The sequence below is a fragment of the Mixta intestinalis genome (assembly GCF_009914055.1).
GTDB lineage: Bacteria > Pseudomonadota > Gammaproteobacteria > Enterobacterales > Enterobacteriaceae > Mixta > Mixta intestinalis.
In genome coordinates this window covers 1,317,594-1,340,910 of sequence record NZ_CP028271.1, presented here as the reverse complement: position 1 = coordinate 1,340,910, position 23,317 = coordinate 1,317,594, and the positions used below count along the sequence as shown (strand labels likewise).

The following is a 23,317-nucleotide window of genomic DNA, read 5'->3' as shown; positions in this document are numbered from 1 at the left end:
TTCAATCCTTCAATTGAGCCATGTAATCGCAGGGGAAGCTCCTCTGCAAGGAGCGGGTAATGAGTAAACTGGTGGATAAGTTTCGCTATTTCAAACAGAAAAGCGATACGTTTTCCGATGGGCACGGGCAGCTGATGAACAGCAACCGCGACTGGGAAGACAGTTATCGGCAGCGCTGGCAGTTTGATAAAATTGTCCGCTCGACGCACGGCGTGAACTGTACCGGCTCCTGTAGCTGGAAGATATACGTCAAAAACGGGCTGGTGACCTGGGAAACGCAGCAGACCGACTACCCGCGCACGCGCCCCGATCTACCGAACCACGAGCCGCGTGGCTGTCCTCGCGGGGCCAGCTATTCCTGGTATATCTACAGCGCCAACCGTCTGAAATATCCGCTGGTGCGCCGTCGCCTGGTGGAGCTGTGGCGTGAAGCGCTGGCGCAGCACAGCGATCCGGTGCTGGCATGGGATTCTATCGTCTCTGACCCGGAGAAGAGCCGTAGCTATAAAGAAGTACGCGGTCACGGCGGTTTTATCCGCTCCAACTGGCAGGAGCTGAACACGCTGATTGCCGCCGCCAATATCTGGACGATCAAAAACTGCGGGCCGGACCGCGTGGCAGGCTTTTCGCCAATCCCGGCGATGTCAATGATCTCTTATGCGGCGGGCACCCGCTATCTGTCGCTGATTGGCGCGACCAGCCTCAGCTTCTACGACTGGTATTGCGATTTGCCGCCCGCCTCGCCGATGACCTGGGGCGAGCAGACCGACGTGCCAGAATCTGCCGACTGGTATAACTCCTCCTATATTATCGCCTGGGGATCCAACGTGCCGCAGACGCGTACCCCGGACGCCCATTTCTTTACCGAGGTGCGCTATAAGGGCACCAAAACTATCGCCATCAGCCCCGACTATTCAGAAGTGGCCAAGCTGTGCGACCAGTGGCTGTCGCCGAAACAGGGTACCGACAGCGCGCTGGCGATGGCGATGGGGCACGTGATCCTGAAAGAGTTCCATCTGAATAACCCCAGCGACTACTTCCTCAACTATGCGCGCCGCTACACCGATATGCCGATGCTGGTGCTTCTGGAGGAAGACGAGAACGGCTATTACACCTCTGGTCGCCTGCTGCGCGCCGCCGATCTGAGCGATGCGCTGGGCGAAACCAATAATCCTGACTGGAAAACCGTTGCCTTCAGCGAAACGGGCGATCTGGTGGTGCCGAACGGCTCTGCCGGTTTCCGCTGGGGCGAGAAGGGCAAATGGAACCTGGAGCCGATGGCGGCGGGTAATGAGGTAACGCTGCGTCTTAGCCTGATTGATGACCGCGATGCGGTGGTGCCGGTAGCCTTTCCTTACTACGGCGGTAATGAAAATCCCAACTTCCGCCATGTAAAACAGGACCCGATTCTGCTGCACCAGCTGCCGAGCAAGCAGATTACGCTGGCAGATGGCAGCGCGGGGGCGCGTGGTGACGGTTTACGATCTGCTGCTGGCTAACTACGGGCTGGATCGCGGGCTGGATGACGCCAACTGCGCACAGAGCTATGACGAGATTAAAGCCTACACGCCCGCCTGGGCAGAGCAGATCAGCGGCGTGCCGCGCAAAAATCTGGAGCAGATCGCGCGTGAGTTTGCCGACACCGCGCACAAGACGCACGGGCGTTCGATGATTATCGTTGGTGCCGGTCTGAACCACTGGTATCACATGGATATGAACTACCGTGGGCTGATCAATATGCTGGTGTTCTGCGGCTGCGTCGGGCAAACCGGCGGCGGCTGGGCGCACTACGTTGGTCAGGAAAAACTCAGGCCACAAACCGGCTGGATGCCGCTCGCCTTTGCGCTGGACTGGACGCGACCGCCGCGCCAGATGAACAGCACCTCTTACTTTTACGCGCACGCCAGCCAGTGGCGCTTTGAGAAGCTGAGCATCAGCGAGCTGCTGTCGCCGATTGCACAGAAGCAGCGCTTTACCGGTCAGCTGATCGATTTTAACGTGCGCGCCGAACGTATGGGGTGGCTGCCATCGGCACCGCAGCTCAATACCAACCCGCTGCGCATCGCTGAACAGGCAGCACAGGCGGGCCAGTCGCCGGTTGACTATACGGTTTCAGCGCTGAAAAGCGGCAAGCTGCGTTTCGCCTGCGAACAGCCGGATGAGGGCAATAACCATCCGCGCAACCTGTTTGTCTGGCGATCCAACCTGCTTGGCTCGTCCGGTAAGGGCCATGAGTACCTGCTGAAATATCTGCTCGGCACTGACAGCGGTATTCAGGGCGAAGAGTGTGTCGGCAAGGGCGATGCCATCCCGGAAGAGGTGGAATGGCAGACCAAAGCGCTGGAGGGCAAGCTGGATCTGCTGGTAACGCTCGATTTCCGCATGTCCACCACCTGCCTTTTCTCCGACGTGGTGCTGCCAACCGCCTCCTGGTATGAGAAGGATGATATGAACACCACGGATATGCATCCGTTTATTCATCCGCTCTCCGCCGCCGTCGATCCGGTGTGGGAATCGCGCACTGACTGGGAGATCTATAAGGATATCGCCAAAACCTTCTCTAAACTTTGCGTTGGTCACCTCGGCCAGGAAACGGATGTGGTGCTGCAACCGATCCAACACGACTCGCCCGCCGAACTGGCGCAGCCTTACGATATCAAAGAGTGGCACAAGGGCGAGTGCGATCTGATCCCCGGTCAAACCGCGCCTAATATCATCACTATTGAGCGCGACTATCCCGCCACCTGGGAACGCTTTACTTCAGTCGGCCCGCTGCTGGAGAAAATCGGCAACGGCGGTAAAGGAATCAACTGGCACACCGCCAGCGAAGTGGATCTGTTGCGCAAGCTGAACTACGTCAAGGCGGACGGCCCGGCTAAGGGGCAGCCGATGATTAACAGCGCCATCGATGCGGCAGAGATGATCCTGACGCTGGCGCCGGAAACCAACGGTCAGGTAGCGATGAAGGCCTGGGCCGCGCTGGAAGAAATTACCGGACGCGAGCACACCCATCTGGCGCAGCGTAAAGAAGAAGAGAAGATTCGCTTTCGCGATATCCAGGCCCAGCCGCGCAAAATCATCTCCAGCCCCACCTGGTCAGGTCTGGAAGATGAGCACGTCTCCTATAACGCCAGCTATACCAACGTGCACGAGCTGATTCCGTGGCGCACCATTTCCGGTCGTCAGCAGCTTTATCAGGATCATCCGTGGATGCGCGCCTTTGGCGAAAGCCTGGTTTCCTATCGTCCGCCAATCGATACGCGCAGCGTGACGCAGCTGGAGCATATTCCCTCTAACGGCTACCCGGAGAAGGCGCTTAATTTCCTGACGCCGCACCAGAAATGGGGCATTCACTCCACCTACAGTGAGAACCTGCTGATGCTGACCATGTCGCGCGGTGGGCCGATTATCTGGATGAGCGAGGATGACGCACGCGATCTCGATATCAAGGATAACGACTGGGTAGAGGTGTTTAACGCCAACGGCGCGCTGACCTGTCGTGCGGTGGTGAGCCAGCGCGTCAAACCCGGTTCCACCATGATGTATCATGCGCAGGAGCGTATCACCAATATCCCCGGCTCGGAAGTGACCGGCATTCGCGGTGGTTTCCATAACTCCGTGACCCGTATTTGCCCGAAACCGACCCATATGATCGGCGGCTACGCCCATCTGGCCTACAGCTTTAACTATTACGGCACCGTCGGCTCCAACCGCGACGAATTCATTATGATCCGCAAAATGAAAAACATTAACTGGCTGGATGGCGAAGGCCAGGACCAGGTGCAGGGGGAGGCGAAATGAAAATACGTTCACAGGTCGGGATGGTGATGAATCTCGACAAATGCATTGGCTGTCATACCTGCTCGATCACCTGTAAAAACGTCTGGACCGGGCGCGAAGGGATGGAATACGCCTGGTTTAATAACGTGGAAACCAAGCCCGGCATTGGCTATCCCAAGGCCTGGGAAGATCAGGAAAAATGGAAGGGCGGCTGGATCCGCAAAATCAACGGCAAGCTGGAGCCGCGGCTGGGCGGTAAGGTGGGCGTACTGGCGAAGATTTTCGCCAATCCGGAAGTACCGGGCATCGACGATTACTATGAACCATTCAGCTTCGACTATCAGCATCTGCACAACGCGGCTGAGGGGAAATATCAGCCCACCGCGCGCCCACGATCGCTGGTGAGCGGCAAGCGGATGAACAAGGTGGAATGGGGCCCCAACTGGGAGGAGATCCTCGGCGGCGAATTCAGCATGCGCTCGCAGGACAGCAACTTTGTGGCAATGCAGAAGGAGATGTACGGGCAGTTTGAAAACACCTTTATGATGTACCTGCCGCGCCTGTGCGAACACTGCCTGAACCCCAGCTGCGTGGCAACCTGTCCCAGCGGCGCGATCTACAAGCGCGAAGAGGATGGCATTGTGCTGATCGATCAGGACAAATGCCGCGGCTGGCGTCTCTGCATCAGCGGCTGCCCGTACAAGAAAATCTACTTCAACTGGAAAAGCGGTAAGTCTGAGAAATGTATCTTCTGCTATCCGCGTATTGAATCGGGTATGCCGACCGTCTGTTCCGAAACCTGCGTGGGCCGTATCCGCTATCTTGGCGTGGTGTTGTATGACGCTGACCGCATCGCCGAGGCGGCGAGCACTGAACATGAAACCGATCTCTATGAGCGCCAGCTTGAGGTCTTCCTCGATCCCAATGACCCGGAAGTGATTGCTGAAGCGCGGGCGCAGGGCATCCCGGAGAACGTGCTGGACGCGGCGCAGAAATCGCCGGTCTGGAAGCTGGCGATGGACTGGAAGCTGGCGCTGCCGCTGCATCCTGAATACCGCACGCTGCCGATGGTCTGGTATGTGCCGCCTTTATCACCGATTCAGTCGGTGGCGGATGCGGGTCAGCTGCCGAAAAGCAACGGCGTATTGCCGGCGGTGGAGTCGCTGCGTATTCCGGTACAGTACCTGGCAAACCTGCTGACTGCGGGCGATACCGCGCCGGTGCTGCGTGCGCTGAAGCGTATGATGGCGATGCGCCACTACAAACGTTCGCAGACGGTAGAGGGCGTGACCGATACGCGCGCCATTGAAGAAGTCGGGCTTAGCGTGGCGCAGGTTGAAGATATGTATCGTTACCTGGCGATCGCTAATTACGAAGATCGTTTTGTGATCCCCACCAGCCATCGCGAACTGGCGGCGGACGCCTTTCCGGAACGTAACGGCTGCGGCTTTACCTTCGGCGACGGCTGCCACGGCAGCGACAGCAAGTTTAACCTGTTTAACAGCCGCCGCATTGACGCCATCAACATCACCCATAAAGCGGAGGGCGAATAATGCAGATGCTGAAAGTCATTGCATTGCTGCTGGAATACCCGGAGGAAGAGCTGTGGGAGGATCGCGAGGCGCTGTGCGCGCTGGTGGCGGAGCAGGCACCGGCGCTACAGTCGTTCGCCGATCGCTGGCTTGGCGGCAATTTGCTCGATCGCCAGTCGGAGTGGTGCGAAACCTTCGATCGCGGCTGCGCGACTTCACTGTTGCTGTTTGAGCACGTACATGGTGAATCACGCGATCGTGGACAGGCGATGGTCGATCTGATGTCGCAGTATGAGCAGGCGGGCCTGCTGCTTAACTGTCGCGAGCTGCCAGACTATCTGCCGCTCTATCTGGAATATCTCAGCCTGCAACCGCAGGCGGCAGCACAGCAAGGGTTACAGGATGTTGCCCCTATTCTGGCATTGATCGGCGGGCGGCTACGACAGCGCGAAAGCGTTTTCAGCCAGCTCTTTGATGCTCTGCTGGCCTGGGCGGGCAGCCCGCTGCGCAGCAGCAGCGTTGCCGGGCAGGTCAGCAAGGAGCCGCGCGACGATACCCGTGAGGCGCTCGATGCCGTCTGGGAAGAGGCGCAAATCAAGTTTATCGATGACCGGGCGCAGGGGTGCGGTGATACCTCGCCGGAAAAAGCGCATCAGCAGCGTTTCCAGCAGCAGCCCATACCGCAATATCTGGACTTGTCGGCCGGAGGTCCCAAATGATGCACTATCTGAACATCTTCTTTTTTGAGATCTATCCCTATCTGTGCGGCACGGTATTTATCATCGGCAGCTGGCTGCGCTACGACTATGGGCAGTACACCTGGCGTGCCGGTTCCAGTCAGATGCTGGATAAAGGCAATTTCCGCCTTGCCTCGAACCTGTTCCATATCGGCATTATCGGTATTTTCTTCGGTCACCTGTTTGGCCTGCTGACGCCGCACTGGGTGTATGAGCCGTTTCTTGCCATCGCCACCAAGCAGAAGCTGGCGATGATCGCTGGCGGCGTGTTTGGCCTGATGGCGCTGGTTGGCGGGTTGATGCTGCTGAAGCGTCGCCTGTTTAACCCGCGCATTCGTGCCACTTCAACCCGTGCTGATATTGTGATTCTGGGTATTCTGATGGTGCAGCTGATTCTGGGGCTGACTTCTATTCTCTTCTCGCTGCGCCATATGGACGGCGTAGGGATGATGAAGCTGGTTGGCTGGGCGCAGTCGGTAGTGACGTTCCAGGGCAACGCCTCAACCTGGCTGGACGGCGTCGAATGGATCTACCGCATTCATCTGGTACTGGGGATGACAATTTTCCTGGTGTTTCCGTTTACACGTCTGGTACATGTCTGGAGCGCGCCTTTTGAGTATTTTACGCGCCGCTACCAGCTGGTACGCGCCCGACGCTAGGGGACAGACAGGCGAAAAAAAATCCGGCTCCGTGGCAATGGTACGGGGCCGGATGACGAAAAGGCGTCTACAGCAAAGGGTTACACAGGAACTCATTACTAAAACTAGTCCAGATCCCTGAAAACGCAATGTCCACAAGGTAACTAAGGGTAATAAATTTTTTTTCAATACAGCAGGCGTGGTTAAACGCCTGCATCTCCTCTTATTACGCAATAATCCATTAACCGTTGTTTACTGTACTCATCCGGGAGAAAAATTATGATGAAAAGGAATTCATCAGCTGGAGTAATGAAATGGAGACGGACCATCTAAAGACAAAAGTCTTTCTGAGCAGTGATAAGCACGACGGATTCGGCGTTACCTCAACGATTATTTATGGCGAGCAGGAGGCGATTCTGGTTGATGCACAGTTCACCCTTGCTAATGCACACCGGCTGGTAGCGGAGCTGCTGGAGCTACAGCGTAATCTGACTACCATCTTTATTACCCATCTGCATCCCGATCACTATCTGGGTATTGAAGTCATTAAGCAGGTCTGGCCTGAGGCGCGGATTATCGCTTACCGGGAGATCGCAGATGAGATTAACGACGCCTGGGATTTCAAAATCGCCTGGTGGGGCAGAACCATACTGAAGAAGAATGGTGCCACAACAAAATTTATCGCAGAACGTCAGGAGGAAGATGTGCTCTGGCTGGAAGGTCAGCCAATTGAAATCCCCGGTATGATGTGCGGCGACTGTATTGAGATCGCTCCCTTGTGGATTCCCGCCACACGAACGCTGATTGCTTCCGACCTGGTATTTTCCGATTGTCACGTCTGGCTGGCAGATATGCGCACGCCGGAACGGCTGCAAAAATGGCTGGATACGCTTGACCGGCTGGAAAAAATGAAACCTGAAATAGTGATACCCGGTCACTCTTCATCCTCGCTGCATTTGATGCCGTCTGCCATCAGCTTTACCCGCCGTTATATTCACGAATTCTTCAGACAGTTTGACAAATCGCAGGATGCTCACGCGCTCCAGGAAAATATGGATCGACTTTATCCGGGAATGCCGCTGCGCATCTGTCTGGAATACAGCTGCCGTATTCTGAAAGATCGCTATGTCTGGCCCGGCGACTGGCCGCTGTCGCTGCGGGAAATGCCTGCTGAATTTTAACCTTTTGTCGGGGCACAGAGTGGCAAGCCGCTAAAAAAGGGCTCATCTACAATGCGACAGGATTTAAACTTCACAGGAGGAAAAATGAATCCAGTTATTGATACATTGATTAATCATCGCAGCGATCGCAGTTACCTTGATAAAGCGATACCGGATGCGGTTCTGGATAACATTATTCTTTCTGCATATCGTGCGCCGACGTCTATCCATTCCCAACAGGTTTCGGTTATCGTCACGCGTGATAAAGCCACCAAAGCAAAAATCGCCGAGCTGGCGGGCGGCCAGCCGTGGATTGCGCAGGCACCGGTGTTTATCACCTTTGTGCTTGATATGCATAAATCGCGTGAGGCGATGAAGCTGATTGATGAGCAGCAGATCGCCCATGAAAGTATCGAAAGCATTGTTTCCGGCAGCACCGATGTCGGCATAGCGCTGGCTTCAGCAATGGCGGCGGCGCGGGCGCAGGGGCTGGGCGTGGTGCCGATTGGCGGAATGAGAATAAGTCCGGCTGAGTTTATCGAACTGTTTGAACTGCCGCCGCTGACTTTTCCGCTGGTGGGCCTGGCGCTGGGCTATGTCGATCGCCCGGCCGAGCTGAAACCGCGTCTGCCGCTCTCCACGTTCCGTCATGATGAAAAATATCAGACGGAGGGGATGGTGGAACAGATCGCACAGTTTAATCATGAACTGGAACAGCACTGGAAAAATATCGATCGTAACGGTGGCGAAGACTGGAGCCATACCGTTGCCAATTACTATAAGCACATCTATTTCCCGGATGTGCTGCCAGCGCTGTTAAAACAGGGTTTCGGCAAAGATAAGTAGTGCCCTGACAGGATGATGATAAAGCGGAGGCCATTGCCTCCGTTTTTTTACCCCTTTCACCGGCACAGCTTATTCATGAAAAGCAGGGTTTTCTGGCCTGGCTCGGCGGCATAGAGAATATCCAGTCGGGTTCGATCGCTGTCTTCGTGCGGTGCATAATCTATATTCCGCCGGTGCGCATATGTTGACCAGATTTCTCTGTACCGCATCTTTTAACCCCCCTGAAATTTCTTATTACGCCAGCGGCTCGCCTCAGCGATATCCACATTATTAGTGGTTAAATAATAGATCGGCCTTAAAACATAACTGAGGCATCAGATACCTTTCATTAGTTCTCAACCTTTGCGCAATCGTTAGCTCACAAATAGTTATAAGAAATAACCTTTTATTCATTTTATTAAAATATGGCTGACCCTATGATACCGAAGACCGTTCCGGCTGGCAGTGGCAGGGAAAGTTAGCACCTTGTTTCTGTAGTTATTTATCGCCTGCTATACAGAGAACCTATGATTGTTTTAAGGGATATCCGCAAAGTATTTAATCCGGGCGCTGCTGCAATTACCGCAGTGGATGACGTTAACCTTTCTATTGAAAAAGGGCAGATCTACGGCATTATCGGCTACAGCGGCGCCGGAAAAAGTACCCTGATCCGTATGTTTAACGGGCTGGAGAAGCCAACGTCCGGTAGCGTGACTATCGATGGTCATGATATTTCCGCCGCACGTGGCGAAGCGTTGCGTCGGGCGCGGCTTAAAATCAGCATGGTGTTTCAGCACTTTAATCTGCTTTGGTCACGTACGGTCAGCGAGAATATTGCCTTCTCAATGCAAATCGCGGGCGTACCCAAAGCGGAAATAAAAGCGCGCGTGGCGGAGCTGATTGAACTGGTCGGGCTGAAAGGGCGCGAGAACGCCTGGCCTTCACAGCTTTCAGGCGGGCAAAAGCAGCGTGTTGGTATCGCCCGCGCGCTGGCTAATCGCCCGGATGTGCTGTTATGTGATGAGGCGACCTCGGCGCTCGATCCGCAAACCACCGATGCCATTCTCGATCTGCTGCTGGATATTAACCGCCGCTTTAAGCTCACCATCGTATTAATTACCCATGAGATGCACGTCGTTCGCAAAATTTGCGATCGCGTGGCAGTGATGGAGAACGGGCGCGTGGTGGAAGAAGGCGAGGTGCTCTCCGTTTTTACCCATCCACAGCAGCCGATTACGCGCCAGTTTGTGCGCCAGGTAAGTCAGTTCAACAGCGAACAGGACGATTTCGATCCGCAGCTTGCCGCCGGTTTACCCGGCACCATTATCCGGCTGACCTTTTTACAAAACAGCACTCATCAGCCGATTGTGGGTGAGCTAACGCTGCGCTACGGCCTGCCGTTTAATATTCTGCACGGCAAAATTACCCAGACGATCCACGGGCGCTTTGGTCAGCTCTGGCTACAGGTAACGCCTTCGGCGGAGCAGCTGGAGAACATCCTGCGCGATTTACAGGAGCATCATATTGAGGCTGAGGTAGTAAAGCATGACTGAGACCCTTCTCCCACATCTGAAATGGGATCGGCTGTGGGATGCCACCGGTGAAACGCTCTATATGACCGCTATTTCCGGCGTGGCGACGTTGGTACTGGGCATTTTACTGGGACTGGCGCTGTTTTTAACCGCCCGCGATGGCCTGTTTCCTAACCGCAAGCTCTACAGCCTGATCTCCGTGATAGTGAACGTATTTCGTTCTATCCCGTTTATTATCCTGATCGTGTTGCTGATCCCTTTTACCAAAACGCTGGTCGGCACTATTCTCGGCGCTAACGCCGCGCTGCCCGCGTTGATTATCGGTGCCGCGCCGTTTTACGCCCGTCTGGTAGAAATCGCGCTGCGCGAAGTGGATAAAGGCGTCATAGAAGCAACCCGCTCGATGGGGGCACGGCTGAGCACGCTGATATTTCGAGTGCTGCTGCCGGAATCGTCTCCAGCGCTGGTTTCCGGCATTACCGTCACGCTGATCGCGCTGGTGAGCTACAGCGCAATGGCGGGCGTAATCGGCGCAGGCGGCCTGGGAAATCTCGCCTATCTGGAAGGATTCCAGCGCAACCATAATGACGTCACGCTGGTGGCTACCGTCACCATCCTGATTGTTGTGTTTATCATTCAATTTATTGGTGATCTGATCACCCGTTCCTTAGACAAACGTTAATTACACAGAGAACACACATCATGAAAAAAACCATTACGCTGCTGGTGGCGGCGGCGCTGGGCACTATGAGTCTGAGCGCCTGGGCGGATACGTTAAAAATCGGCGCGTCCAACGTTCCTCATGCGGAAATCCTGGAGCAGGCCAAACCGATCCTGGCAAAGCAGGGCATCGATCTGGAGATCGAACCTTTTCAGGATTACATCCTGCCTAACACTGCGCTGGCCAGCCATGATATTGATGCGAACTACTTCCAGCATATTCCCTATCTCAACAGCGTACTGAAGGATCACGCGGGCGATAAGGATTACGATTTTGTCAGCGCCGGAGCGATTCATATCGAACCGATCGGCATCTACTCAAAGAAATATAAATCGCTGAAGGACCTGCCGCAGAACGGTAAGGTTATTATGCGCGATGCGGTTTCCGAGGAAGGGCGCATCCTGACGATTTTTGAGCGGGAAGGGGTGATCAAGCTGAAGCCGGGCATAAATAAAGTGAATGCCCGTATCGACGATATCGTTGAGAACCCGAAAAAGCTGCAATTTATGCCGAACGTTGAAGCATCGCTGCTGCCGCAAATGTATGCCAATGATGAGGGCGATGCGGTAGTGATTAACGCTAATTACGCTATCGATGCCGGTCTCGATCCGGTGAAAGATCCGATTGCGGTAGAAAGCGCGGAAAACAATCCGTACGCCAATATTATTACCGTGCGTCGCGGCGATGAGAAGAAGAAAGATATCGTTGCGCTGGTGGACGTGCTGCACTCAAAAGCAATCCAGGAGTGGATCCGCACCAAATATAAAGGTGCGGTGATTCCGGTTAATAACTAAAACGATGTCCCGGCACCGCCTGCCGGGGCATATTTCGCCTCTGTGCGCGGGAAAGATGGCGTTGGCATCACGCGCTTTCCCGCGTTTTATCCCACTTCAGGCAGCCAGCCAATGGCGATCAGCATCTGAATCGCGATCACGCCGATACCGCAAAGAAAAACCAGTACCAACAGCGGCGATCCGCCAACAACCTGATAAGCGGTTGTGCCGTGCTGCCGACGACTGCGCCACACCAGCAGCACCGGAATAATCAGCGCCAGCATAGCCAGCGCAACGCCCGCGTAGCCCAGCGCCAGGACAAATCCCTGCGGGTAGAACAGCGCAAAAACCAGCGGCGGCAGGAAGGTCAGCAGCCCGCTTTGCAGACGTCCTGTAACGTTAGCTTTACGCTTACAGAGATCGGCGAGGTAATCAAACAGCCCCAGAGAGACACCAAGGAAAGAGGTCGCCAACGCCAGATCGGCAAACAGATGCACTGCCAGCTCAACATGTGGCGAGGCCACCACTTCGCGGATCGCCTGCAACAGCCCGTTCAGCCCGGCGTGGTTAGCCAGCAGGGCGTTGAAGGACGCCGAGTCAATCGCGCCCAGCGTAGCCAGCTGCCAGAAAATATAGGCCACCAGCGGGATGGCGCTGCCGATAATAAACACCCAGCGCAGCTTGCGCAGATCGCCATTAAGATAGCTGATAATGCTGGGTACGCTGCCATGAAAGCCGAAAGAGGTGAAAATAACCGGAATGGCGGACAGTACCAGCCCTTTCTCCAGCGGTAACGTCATCAGATTGGTCTGGTGAATATGCGGCATCATCAATGCCAGCATCACTACCAGCAGGATAATTTTAGCGCTGAACAACACGCGGTTGAACATATCCACCATATGGGTTCCGGTGCAAACAACGCCCCCGGCAAACAGCGTAAACAGCAGCACGCCGCTGCTGGCAGAGAGATTTATCGACAGCCACTGGCTCAGGCTTACCGCCAGCAGTTCACCTGCGCCGCTGATATAGGCCGCCGTCAGCGCATACATCAAAAACAGCATACTGAAGCCGGTCAGCCACTGGCCAGGCCTGCCCAGGTAGCGGCGGGTCAGGGTGCCCAGCCCGGTATCCGCAGAGGTATGCTGATAAACCTCAACCAGCAACAGCGCGGTATAGCACATCAGCGCCCACAATCCGATCAGTAATAACAGCGTGACGCCTGGTCCAACCCCGGCGGCGGCCAGCGGCATTGCCAACATCCCAGCGCCAATGGTGGTGCCAGCCACAATAAAAATACTGCCAAAAGTGCGATTCCCCACGCCTTCCCCTGAATAAACGCTTCGCTAAAGAGTAGAAGCTGCGCAGGGTAAGTTAAACTTTACACCCCGTCAATTCTTCATTACGCACATCCAGAGGCCGTGCATTAATATTTCTGGTTAACGGTGTAAAGGAGAACAGACAGCCTGAGCGCAACTGACGAAACGAATTGAAATGGGTAACGGCGTGATGGCTATGCAGCGGTTTTCAGCCCCGGCCAGCGCAGGGGCTAAATGGCGACAGGATTATTTTTCCTGTGCCGCCGTGAGTAAGGTATTGAGCAGGACGTTAGCGCCTTTTTCAGACCAGGCGGGCAGGATATTTTCCGCTTCGTTATGGCTAATGCCTTTCTCGCAGGGAATAAAAATCATGCTCGCCGGAGCGATCGCGTTGAGATAACAGGTGTCATGACCGGCACCTGAAACCATTGGACGCCATGGGTAGCCCAGGCGATCCGCCGCCTGTCTGACGCGGGCGATACAGCCCGAATCAAAGGCAATCGGCGCATAATCAAAAATCCGCTCGACCTGCGTCTCCAGCTGGCGTGCGCTCAGCGCGTCAATTGCCTCGTAGAGAGCCTGTTCCATGCTCGCCAGCGCTTCTTTTTCAGGATGACGGAACTCGACGCTACACACCACCTGGCCTGAAACCACGTTACGTGAATTGGGGATATTCTGCACCATACCGATGGTCGCTCTGCCATCCGGCACATGGCGCAGACCAATCTCTTCTACCGCCAGCGCTAACTGGGCGAAGCCGTTTATGGCATCGCGACGGCTGGACATCGGCGTGGTGCCCGCATGAGCGGCAAAGCCGTTCAGGGTAACGGTGTACCAGCGCTGTCCCATCGCCGCGTGAACCACGCCAATATCGATGCCTTCTTCTTCCAGGATGGGGCCTTGTTCAATATGCACTTCATAACAGGCGTGCAGCGGAAAGGCCAGCGTCGGGCGGCTGCCCTGATAGCCGATTTTTTGTAGCGCCTCACCGACGCTGATGCCCGCGCTATCGGTACGCGAGAGGGCGAACGTATCGGTAAAGTGCCCGGTCCAGACGCCGGAGGCGAGCATCGCCGGAGCAAAGCGTGCGCCTTCTTCGTTGGTCCAGTTCACCAGCAGAATATCGCGCTCGGTCTCTATCTGGCGATCGTTCAGCGTGCGCAGCGCTTCAAGGCCCGCCAGCACGCCGTAAATACCGTCATAACGCCCGCCCAGCGGCTGCGAATCCACATGCGATCCCGTCAGCACCGGCGACAGCTGCGGGTTTTTACCTGGACGCCGGATAAACATATTACCCAGCGTATCAACCTCACAGTGAAAACCATCCTGTAATGCCCAGTCGCGTAGCCGATCGCGCGCCATGCGATCTTCATCGCTCAGCGCCAGGCGCGTAACGCCGCCGGCGGGCGTCGCGCCAATTTTCGCCATCTCTTCCAGCGTTGACCAGAGTCGGGCAGCATTAACGGTTATGGCCCCGCTCATGGCTTGTCCTTTTTGACATGGTAACGGAAATCACAGCAGCGTGCGCCCTGCATAATGGTGGTGGTGCGTGTCAGTTCCACTTCCGGCGCATAGCCGACGATAAACTTATCGTCCCTGGCACAGGAGAGCAGATGACCAATCTCGCCGAGGCCCATTTCGTGATACATCTCGGCATAACGGCAGCGGGTGACGTCATAGTTATACTGCCGATCGTCGTTATCAATCACCCGCACGTCCAGCGCATTATCTTTTTCCCACAGATATTGCAGGGCAACGAAGCTACGCAGATTCGCGCCGTCAGGTTCCTGTTGCGCAAACTGCGCGCCAGCATCGATGGCCGCCTGCTCAATGGCTTCGCCGATAATCGCCTGCGCCTGGGCTTTGCCCAGCTCGCGTACCATGATGTCATAAATCGGTTTAATAATTTCAGCTTCAATTTTGCGGCGGGCGAGGATGCCCAGCTCGTTATTATCACTCATCACATTGCCTCACTACGGTTACTTCGCGGCACCGCCGAGCACGGTTTGCGGCTGCCATTTACCATCTACCACCTTATAAACGGTGAACGATGGCGATTTCAGATTGCCTTCTTTATCAAAGGCGATTTGTCCGGTTACGCCGGAATAGCTGATAGCGCGCAGCGCGGGCAGATACTCAGCCGGATCGACGGAATCCGCTTTTTGCATTGCCGCAACCAGCACGCGGGTAGCGTCATAGGCGAAGGGCGCATGCAGCTCAATATGGGTGTGATAGCGCGACTGATACGCCTGCTCGAAGCCTTTACCGCCCGGCATCTGATCCACCGGCAGGCCTGGCTCCAGCGCCACTACGCCTTCGCCCTCTTTTTGCGCCAGCTGCAGGAAGGTCTGGCTGACAAAGCCGCCCGCGCCCATCAGCGTGGCGTTGATGCCTAACTGTTTCATCCGACGCGCCAGCGGAGCCGCCTGGCTGTCAACGCCGCCGAAGAAAATCAGATCGGCGTTTTTGCTACGGATAGAGGTCAGCACGGCGCTGAAATCGACGGTTTTCTCATCCACATACTGGCGATCGATGATTTTTACACCCTGAGCTTCCAGCGATTTAATAAACTCATCGGCCAGCCCCTGACCGAAGGCGGTTCGATCGTCGATAACGGCGATGCGCTTCGCTTTCAGGGTCTGTAACGCATACTGGCCCGCCAGCTGACCGCCGTCATCATCATGGCCCATAACGCGGAAGCTGGTATCAAAGCCCTGACGCGTGTAGGCGTGACCGGTTGCTACCGGCGCAACCTGGGCGATGCCGGCATCATGATAAACACGCGCCGCCGGAATGCTGGTACCGGTGTTCCAGTGTCCAACCACGCCAGCGACTTCGCTGTCCACCAGACGCTGAGCAACGGCAACCGCCGTGCGCGGATCGGACTGATCGTCTTCCGACTGGAGCTTAAAGGTAACGGCTTTACCACCGATGACCGGATGCTGTTTATTAATATCGTCGATAGCCAGCTTCGCACCGTTTTCCAGATCCTTACCGATACGCGCCGATGGCCCGGTTAGCGGTCCGGCGAGACCAATCAGTACCGTTTCGCTCTCCTGCGCCCAGCCGGGCGCGCTGGCGAAACCGGCGGAAATAATGGCGGCGCTTAGCACGCTGAGGGTGATTTTTTTCATTATTTATTCCTGGTGTTGGTTTGCTGTCAGACGGGCATTTCGCCCAGGTAAATTTGCGCAATGCTGTCATCAGCAAGCAGGGCGCGTGAGTCGCCGTGGTGAACAATATTGCCGCTGTCCATCACCCAGGCGTTATCGGTGATTTCCAGTGCCAGACGGGCATTCTGCTCAATCAGCAACAGACTGACGCCACGCCCGCGCAAGGTGGCGATAACCTTAAAAATGTTTTCAACCATCAGCGGGGCCAGCCCCATTGACGGCTCATCCAGAATCAACAGTCGTGGTCGGCTGAGCAGCGCCCGGTTCAATGCCAGCAGCTGTTGCTCACCACCGGACAGCAGCCCGGCAAGCTGATGCTGACGTTCGCCGAGGCGCGGAAAGTGGCTAAAGATATCGTCGATTTCGCTTTTAACCGCTGCGCTATCGCGCCGTAGCCAGGCACCCATTTGCAGGTTTTCCATTACCGTCATACGGGCGAAGATGCCGCGACCTTCCGGCACCATCACCAGTCCGGCGCGCAGCAGATCTTCCGGTTTCTGTTTTGCTACCTGTAGCCCGGCGTAAATAATCTCGCCGCGGAAAGGCTGTAGCCCGGTAATAGCGCGTACCGTAGAGCTTTTTCCGGCTCCGTTAGCACCAATCAACGTGGCCTGTTCGCCATCTTGCAGCGCAAATGAAACATCGCGTACCGCCTGGATGCCGCCGTAATGGACGCCAAGCTGGTTAACGCGCAGTAATGGTTCAGTCATGCTTTTGTCCTCCAAGCCAGGCCGCCACAACGCGCGGATCGCGGCGTACGCGCTCCGGAGCGCCGCTGGCAAGCACCTTGCCGTAATCGAGCACCGTTAAGCGATCGCAGATGCCCATTACCAGCTTGACGTCGTGTTCGATCATCAGCAGCGTTTTGCCATCGTCACGAATGCGCTTCAGGAGTTCGCCAAGCGCAACTTTTTCGGCGGCGTTCATGCCCGCGGCAGGCTCATCCAGCGCCAGCAGCAGCGGCTCAGTCGCCAGCGCGCGGGCGATTTCCAGACGTCGCTGATGTCCATAGGCGAGGTCACAGGCGCGGTAGTGAGCAAACTGCGCGATGCCGGTATATTCCAGCCAGTGCCAGGCCTGCTCGCGGGTGTGCGCTTCCTCGTGACGGGCACGCTTATGCCGTGTCAGCGCGGCCCACAGGCCGTTGCGGGTGCGCACGTGACGACCAACCATTACGTTTTCCAGTACCGACATTTCGTTAAACAGCCGCACGTTCTGGAAAGTTCTGGCGATACCCGCTCGGGTTACTTTTTCCACATTGCGCGGCGAATAGGGCACGTCATTGAGCAGAAATGCCCCGCTGTCCGCCGCATAAAGCCCGGTAATCAGGTTAAAGCAGGTGGTTTTTCCGGCACCGTTTGGCCCGATCAGACCGTAAATCTCTCCCGGCTGAACGGTAAGAGAGACGTTATCAACCGCCTGCACACCGCCGAAGCGCTTGCTCATACCGGTAATAGTTAACAGATTCATGGCTTCGTCTCCGCATGACGTGCAGGCCAGATGCCCGTCGGACGCAGCAGCATGACCAGTACCAGAGCCAGCCCATAAAACAGCTGGCGCAGAATTTCCGGATCGATCAGTACGCTGCCGAACAACGCCTGCTGTAGCGGTGCCGCCTGGCTACGCAGCAGTTCCGGCAGGGCGGTTAAGAGCACCGCGCCGAGAATAACGCCGGGAATATGGCCCATGCCGCCCAGTACCACCATCGCCAGCACGGCGATCGATTCCTGGAGGGTAAAGGATTCAGGCGAGACGAAGCCCTGGAAAGCGGCGAACAATGCGCCCGCAACGCCGCCGAAAGAGGCACCCATGGCAAAAGCGAGCAGCTTATAGTTACGCACGTTGATGCCCATCGCACGGGCAACATCCTCATCTTCACGAATGGCGTGCCAGGCGCGCCCGATACGCGAGTGTTGCAGACGCAGGCAGACCACGATAATCAGCACAATCATCGCCATCAGCAGGTAATACCACAGCCACAGCGAGGGAATTTTCATACCAAACCAGTGCTGTACGCCGCTAAACTTCACGCCGAACAGCGAAAGGGTATCAACTCCGGAAATGCCTTTTGCGCCGTTGGTAATATTGAGTGGGCGATCGAGGTTACGCATCAGGATTCGGATAATTTCGCCAAAGCCGAGCGTCACGATCGCCAGGTAGTCGCCGCGCAATTTCAGGGTAGGCGCGCCAAGCAGGATGCCACAGATGGCGGCGAGCACGGCGGCAGCCGGGATAATCAGCCAGTAGGACGTGTGCAGCCCATCCGGGAACCAGGCCTGCATCAACGGAAAGGCATCCAGCAGATGCGGCGAGGCCAGCAGCGCCGCCAGGTAAGCGCCTACAGCGTAAAAAGCGATAAAGCCCATATCCAGCAGGCCGGTAAAGCCCACCACGATATTCAGCCCCAGCGCCAGCATGATATAGAGCAGGGCGAAATCGATCACTCGCACCCAATAATTACCGCCGAGCTGCCCGGCCACGATGGGAGCAATAGCGATAGCGACAATAAACAGCGCCAACCCTGACCAGAGACGGCGTGAACGCGGCGCTGCTATCGGTAATGTTGAAGTTGTCATCTTTTTTCCTATGCGCGGTGCGCCACGCGCTCGCCGAGAATGCCAGCCGGGCGAAAGACCAGTACGAGGATCAGCACGATAAAGGCGAAGACATCCTGGTAGTTACTGCCGAAGACACCGTTCGTCAGCTCGCCGAGGTAGCCCGCGCCCAGGGATTCAATCATGCCCAGCAGCACGCCGCCCAGCATGGCACCGCGTATGTTGCCGATACCGCCTAATACAGCAGCGGTAAAGGCTTTAATTCCCGGCAGGAAGCCCATAGAGAAGCTGGCGTTGCCGTAGTTGCTGGCCATCATGACGCCCGCCAGCGCGGCAAACATGCCGCCGATAGCAAAGGTGAGGGTGATAATACGGTTGGGGTTAACGCCCATCAGGCTGGCGACGCGCGGGTTTTCCGCCACCGCGCGCATACCGCGTCCGAGGCGGGTAAACTCCACCAACGCCCACAGGCCAATCATCACGATCAACGCCAGGCTGATGGTGACAATGCCGGTGACGGTAATAATTGCCGGAGGATGCGCCGCGCTGCCATGCGTTATGGCAATCGGCTCCATTGACAAAACTTGCGGAAACATCAGCGGATTACGCGTCCAGACGATCATCGCAACGGTTTGCAGCAGCACGGAAACGCCGATCCCGGAAATCAGCGGTGCAAGGCGCGGCGCATTGCGCAGGCGACGGTAGGCAAACCGTTCCACCGCCATTGCCAGCAGCGCACATACTGCCATCGCGATCGCCAGGGCAATCACCAGTCGTACCAGCGGCGGCAGAGCGGGCGCGCTTTGCTCAAGCCAGTTCATGCCCGATAACGTAGTCAGCGCACCCACCATCAAAATATCGCCGTGGGCAAAGTTAATGATGCGCAGAATGCCATACACCATCGTATAGCCGAGGGCTATCAGTGCATAGATACTGCCTAACATGACGCCATTAATTAGTTGTTGTATTAAGGTGTCCAAAATAAACCCGACAAATTGCTCAATTTGGGCTACCTTCCAACAACTGAATTTAATTGTGAAATACGAAAAAATTATTTCTTATTACGTTTGAGATTTTCTATAACTCACTGTTTTACCGTATTTTATATCAATCACTCTTTTTCTGGTTAGCCTGAAACAGATCATCATATGAGAAAAACAGAACAATCATTCCATCAGGAAACACGTGATACCAGTACGCTGGCTAACGATCCGCCACTGCGGGCAGTACGCGCTTTTGAAGCAGTAGCCCGGCTGGGCAGCGTCACGCAGGCCGCTCAGGAGCTGGCGATTTCTCCCTCGGCGGTGAGCCATCAGTTACGGGTGCTGGATGATTTTTTGCAGATGCCGTTAACCGAGCGGCACGGTCGCCGGTTGATATTGAGTCAGCAAGGCAGAGAATATTATCGTTCGATTCGTGCCGCCTTTAACGTATTGCGCCAGGCAACAGAGCATCTGGTTGAGCAGACGCAAAACCGTCAGGTGACCATCAGCCTGATTCCGCTGTTTGGCATGGGCTGGTTTATCCCGCGGCTGCCGGATTTTATGCGCGCTAATCCACGAACGGAAATTAACGTAGTTTATGCCAACCATCGTAATTACCTTAGCGATGCCTCTGATATGTCGATTCGCTTCGGGCGCGGTCAGTGGGCGGGCTATCTTAGCGAGCCGTTGATCTCCGGTAAGATGGTGCCGGTAGCCAGTCGGGAGTTTATTCGTTTGCATGGTCATGTGGATACCCCGGAACAGCTGTTGCAAATGCCGTTGCTGCATGATGAAGAGCGCATGACCTGGAACCAGTGGTTTGTTCAGCAAAACGTTCGACGCACACCTGGACGCAGTGGACCATTATTTGAGGATGGTTTGCTGACGCTGGCGGCGGTACAGGCTGGGTTAGGTTGCGCGCTGATGCGCGAGCCACTTATCAGGCCTTACCTGGAAAGCGGCGAACTGGTAAAGCTGTTTGATTTACCCATCGACGATGGGCGTGATTACTATCTTTGCGTGCGACAGGACAGCGAAATGACAGCGGAAGGGAAACTATTGCAAAGCTGGCTGCGGGCGCAGCGGTGAAAGTAGAAATGTGGGGGAGAATGGAGCAGAGTTGAGATCGAGGAATTGAGGAGCCGTATAATCTCTTAATTAACAGGAGCCGTAACGTCCGTAGGCTAAAAAATATTTATCTACACGTGCATTGATTGCCCACCCTTGCAGGAATATAAAACGTTATTTAAATACATGGAATAGAAAATAAATGGATGAATTATATTTACGTTTGCAGGGGATTACCGGGGAATCGAGAGATAACTTACATCAAGGCTGGATTGATTTAAAGGGATATAGCTGGGGTTTGGAAAGCCCTGGAACGGGTGCTAACGGCACTGTTAATTTTCAAAATGTCATAGTGTATGCTTCTCTTGATAAAGCGACTCCGGCAATGATTACTCACGCAACGAAAAAGACTCTGATAAGTAAAGCTGAGTTAGCAATATGTCGCGCCGGTAGTGAGCATAAAGAATTCTGTCGGATCACGTTAGAAAACGTGCGCATCGTATCTATTTCGATGGGGGATTCCGGCGTAGCCTCAGAGGTGTCTTATGGACTGGAAGCCGATAAAGTGCAGTTCCAATACTGGGAGCAAACCTCAAGAGGTGGGCGCGGCGCTGAAACGCGTACAACCTGGGATATAAAAGAGCACCATGCATAATAAGATAGCGGATGTGCGAAACATCCGCTATTTAAAATTTCCTTTCTATAATAACCGACGCGATAAATGTTACGAGTATAAATAGGCCGATCGCTTTCAGCCATATATCTTCAGGCAAATACGTTACCGCAAACACAGCAAAGCATATGACCAGAATAGTTGGCCTTATTGCAAAGGCGAAAATTCCTAACTCAAATTTAAGTAAGCTAATCAGATATTTTTTCACAATATTCATTATCAGATTATTCATCGGTTTTCATAAAATGTCTATTACATAGCTTCACCTATCCTGTCTGCTTTAAAATTTTTTCCTGGAAATAATGAACGTAACAACTGTTACAACCAATATAAACAAACCAATAGCTTTCATGCAAATATCATCAGGTAGATAGGTTACAGCGAAAATAGCGAAGCATATAATAAGTACGTTTGGGATTACCGCAAAGGCGAACATTGCCAATTGAAATTTAAGCAAATCACGAAGGTATTTTTTCATGTTAATTAATCATATGTTTGATTATTTTTACTATGTCGTCGTCGCTTAACCTATCCGCACGAAGCGCCCGCTCATCTATAAAGAACGGCTCTACTAAAAAAAACATCATTTCAAGATTATGTGCGTATAGCGTCCGATAATAAGCGGGATTTAACATATGTAAACGCTCCGCACTTTTTTTAGCAACAGGAATAAAACTATACATTTTAAGCAGTAATATTCCATATTTAGTAAAACCAAAGGTGTATCTCCTCACTATGTTATTCATTTTAAAACTATAAAAAGTCGCGGTAGCTACCGCCAAAGATAACGCGTGCCCGTTTATATTACCTGCTGATACGCGGATACCCGATTTTATTAAACTGTCTCTAATTTTTAATAGCTCATCTTGTTTCTTATTTTTGAAAACAATTTCATAATAAAGCTGGAGCATTTTATAAATAGTATTTCTGTCTTTAATTAATTGCACGATAGCAAGTATAAAACGCTTATCTTCTTGTTCTATATTTTTGCATACGTCTTGATAATCGTCAAAAAAGCAGGACGTATAAAAAGTTAGCCGCTGCGCGGCGTTTCGTAGGTCTTTCGCACTGGTGATAACTTCGTTTCTAACCGCTTCTACGGCTTTTTCCAGCCGTAACGCCAGCTGGCGGTCTGATTGATTCTTTAGCGCTGATAAATCCGTACGCCCCATAGGGGAAGTTTCCCTTGTTAATGGATAATACTTAATTATACATCGCCCCAGCGCGGATTGTTTAAATACGGGGAACGGTTTAATTAACGAAGCCCGCCAGGAGCCGCAAGAGCAGGGCGGGGCTTCAGGTGCGTACAGACTAAAGTGGTGCACCAGAGCAGTCAACGTTCCTTGATACTGACTTTATCTGTATAAGTAATTTGGTAACTAGTAACTATTAACAATAGATAACATTAGTTACTTTATAATTTCGCTGCGACTGTAACTGCTGCCTGGGGCGCAAGCTGCGGCAAGAGATGTTTTGCAATCTCAAGCTTCAAAATCCCAAAATTGTGCTAAATAGTTGCGCGGTATAGTAGCTCAATTTGAGGGAGTTCAGCCCGGGTTGTGCGATCTGATCAATTGCCAAAAATCACAAGTAACCAACCGGACTGAGTGATGCCGATCATAGCACCAATTCCCCATGACTCGCTAATCCTTCACACATAGGCAGCTCCTGATTTGAGAATAGCGAGAATAGGGGTGATATAGAGCGCTGAGTCCGATTCGTCCGTTATGACCAGAATAAATGGCCTGACTTTCTAAGCAAGTTTAAACTGAAAACTAAGGGGAACTCCGTTGGAGGTAGAAATGTGGGATGGTGGCTTACAAGAGCAGGAGGTGTTAGCTATCGAGAAAA

General features: G+C 54.2%; 19 protein-coding genes and 1 pseudogene. 11 read left to right on the top strand and 9 right to left on the bottom strand.

What is annotated here, in order from left to right; genetic code table 11:
* Nucleotides 1-59 precede the first annotated feature (59 nt).
* From C7M51_RS06335 to C7M51_RS06295, 9 genes and pseudogenes are all read left to right on the top strand, one after another.
* A pseudogene (locus C7M51_RS06335) lies at nt 60-3,801 on the top strand (nitrate reductase subunit alpha).
* Complete coding sequence (narH, locus tag C7M51_RS06330; RefSeq protein ID WP_160621008.1) at nt 3,798-5,333, top strand: nitrate reductase subunit beta; 1,536 nt, start codon at nt 3,798-3,800, stop codon at nt 5,331-5,333. Before C7M51_RS06335 ends, narH begins: the two are co-directional and overlap by 4 nt.
* Complete coding sequence (gene narJ, locus C7M51_RS06325; protein WP_160621007.1) at nt 5,333-6,031, top strand: nitrate reductase molybdenum cofactor assembly chaperone; 699 nt, start codon at nt 5,333-5,335, stop codon at nt 6,029-6,031. Before narH ends, narJ begins: the two co-directional genes overlap by 1 nt.
* Nucleotides 6,028-6,708, top strand: coding sequence for a respiratory nitrate reductase subunit gamma (gene narI, locus C7M51_RS06320; protein WP_208852119.1), 681 nt, complete (start codon nt 6,028-6,030; stop codon nt 6,706-6,708). Before narJ ends, narI begins: the two co-directional genes overlap by 4 nt.
* 293 nt (nt 6,709-7,001) lie before the next feature.
* Entirely contained in the window at nt 7,002-7,868 is an 867-nt protein-coding gene (locus C7M51_RS06315) for an MBL fold metallo-hydrolase (RefSeq protein WP_160621006.1), read from the top strand.
* A gap of 84 nt (nt 7,869-7,952) precedes the next feature.
* On the top strand, nt 7,953-8,693 hold the full coding sequence (locus C7M51_RS06310) for a nitroreductase family protein (protein WP_160621005.1): 741 nt from the start codon (nt 7,953-7,955) through the stop codon (nt 8,691-8,693).
* Nucleotides 8,694-9,199: 506 nt separating this feature from the next.
* Complete coding sequence (locus C7M51_RS06305; RefSeq protein ID WP_160621004.1) at nt 9,200-10,225, top strand: methionine ABC transporter ATP-binding protein; 1,026 nt, start codon at nt 9,200-9,202, stop codon at nt 10,223-10,225.
* A complete protein-coding gene (locus C7M51_RS06300) occupies nt 10,218-10,886 on the top strand; it encodes a methionine ABC transporter permease (protein ID WP_160621003.1) in 669 nt (222 codons plus the stop codon). The genes C7M51_RS06305 and C7M51_RS06300 overlap by 8 nt, the downstream gene beginning before the upstream one ends.
* A gap of 20 nt (nt 10,887-10,906) precedes the next feature.
* Nucleotides 10,907-11,719 carry a MetQ/NlpA family ABC transporter substrate-binding protein gene (locus C7M51_RS06295; RefSeq protein ID WP_160621002.1) on the top strand — a complete coding sequence of 271 codons (813 nt, stop codon included), beginning with the start codon at nt 10,907-10,909 and terminating at the stop codon, nt 11,717-11,719.
* Between the two features lie 86 nt (nt 11,720-11,805).
* Here the strand turns inward: C7M51_RS06295 and tyrP are convergent, their stop codons facing one another.
* From tyrP to C7M51_RS06255, 8 genes are all read right to left on the bottom strand, one after another.
* Complete coding sequence (tyrP, locus tag C7M51_RS06290) at nt 11,806-13,017, bottom strand: tyrosine transporter TyrP (protein ID WP_160621001.1); 1,212 nt, start codon at nt 13,015-13,017, stop codon at nt 11,806-11,808.
* 243 nt (nt 13,018-13,260) lie between these two features.
* The gene (locus C7M51_RS06285; protein ID WP_160621000.1) at nt 13,261-14,496 is read right to left on the bottom strand and encodes a Zn-dependent hydrolase; all 1,236 of its coding nucleotides are present in this window, start codon (nt 14,494-14,496) and stop codon (nt 13,261-13,263) included.
* Nucleotides 14,493-14,975: an L-2-amino-thiazoline-4-carboxylic acid hydrolase gene (locus tag C7M51_RS06280; RefSeq protein WP_160620999.1), complete on the bottom strand. Its 483-nt coding sequence runs from the start codon at nt 14,973-14,975 to the stop codon at nt 14,493-14,495. Before C7M51_RS06280 ends, C7M51_RS06285 begins: the two co-directional genes overlap by 4 nt.
* A gap of 18 nt (nt 14,976-14,993) precedes the next feature.
* Complete coding sequence (locus tag C7M51_RS06275) at nt 14,994-16,148, bottom strand: branched-chain amino acid ABC transporter substrate-binding protein (RefSeq protein WP_160620998.1); 1,155 nt, start codon at nt 16,146-16,148, stop codon at nt 14,994-14,996.
* A gap of 26 nt (nt 16,149-16,174) precedes the next feature.
* Complete coding sequence (locus C7M51_RS06270) at nt 16,175-16,897, bottom strand: ABC transporter ATP-binding protein (protein WP_160620997.1); 723 nt, start codon at nt 16,895-16,897, stop codon at nt 16,175-16,177.
* Nucleotides 16,890-17,657: an ABC transporter ATP-binding protein gene (locus C7M51_RS06265; RefSeq protein ID WP_160620996.1), complete on the bottom strand. Its 768-nt coding sequence runs from the start codon at nt 17,655-17,657 to the stop codon at nt 16,890-16,892. Before C7M51_RS06265 ends, C7M51_RS06270 begins: the two co-directional genes overlap by 8 nt.
* Complete coding sequence (locus C7M51_RS06260; RefSeq protein WP_160620995.1) at nt 17,654-18,763, bottom strand: branched-chain amino acid ABC transporter permease; 1,110 nt, start codon at nt 18,761-18,763, stop codon at nt 17,654-17,656. The genes C7M51_RS06265 and C7M51_RS06260 overlap by 4 nt, the downstream gene beginning before the upstream one ends.
* A gap of 8 nt (nt 18,764-18,771) precedes the next feature.
* Nucleotides 18,772-19,686 carry a branched-chain amino acid ABC transporter permease gene (locus tag C7M51_RS06255; protein ID WP_208852118.1) on the bottom strand — a complete coding sequence of 305 codons (915 nt, stop codon included), beginning with the start codon at nt 19,684-19,686 and terminating at the stop codon, nt 18,772-18,774.
* Between the two features lie 204 nt (nt 19,687-19,890).
* Here C7M51_RS06255 and C7M51_RS06250 point away from each other — a divergent pair, with 204 nt between their 5' ends.
* Both C7M51_RS06250 and C7M51_RS06245 read left to right on the top strand, forming a co-directional pair.
* Nucleotides 19,891-20,814, top strand: coding sequence for a LysR substrate-binding domain-containing protein (locus tag C7M51_RS06250; protein ID WP_160620993.1), 924 nt, complete (start codon nt 19,891-19,893; stop codon nt 20,812-20,814).
* A gap of 181 nt (nt 20,815-20,995) precedes the next feature.
* A complete protein-coding gene (locus tag C7M51_RS06245; protein WP_160620992.1) occupies nt 20,996-21,448 on the top strand; it encodes an Hcp family type VI secretion system effector in 453 nt (150 codons plus the stop codon).
* Between the two features lie 497 nt (nt 21,449-21,945).
* On the opposite strand, the gene C7M51_RS06240 is transcribed toward C7M51_RS06245, so the two are convergent.
* A complete protein-coding gene (locus C7M51_RS06240; protein ID WP_160620991.1) occupies nt 21,946-22,638 on the bottom strand; it encodes a hypothetical protein in 693 nt (230 codons plus the stop codon).
* Nucleotides 22,639-23,317 lie beyond the last annotated feature (679 nt).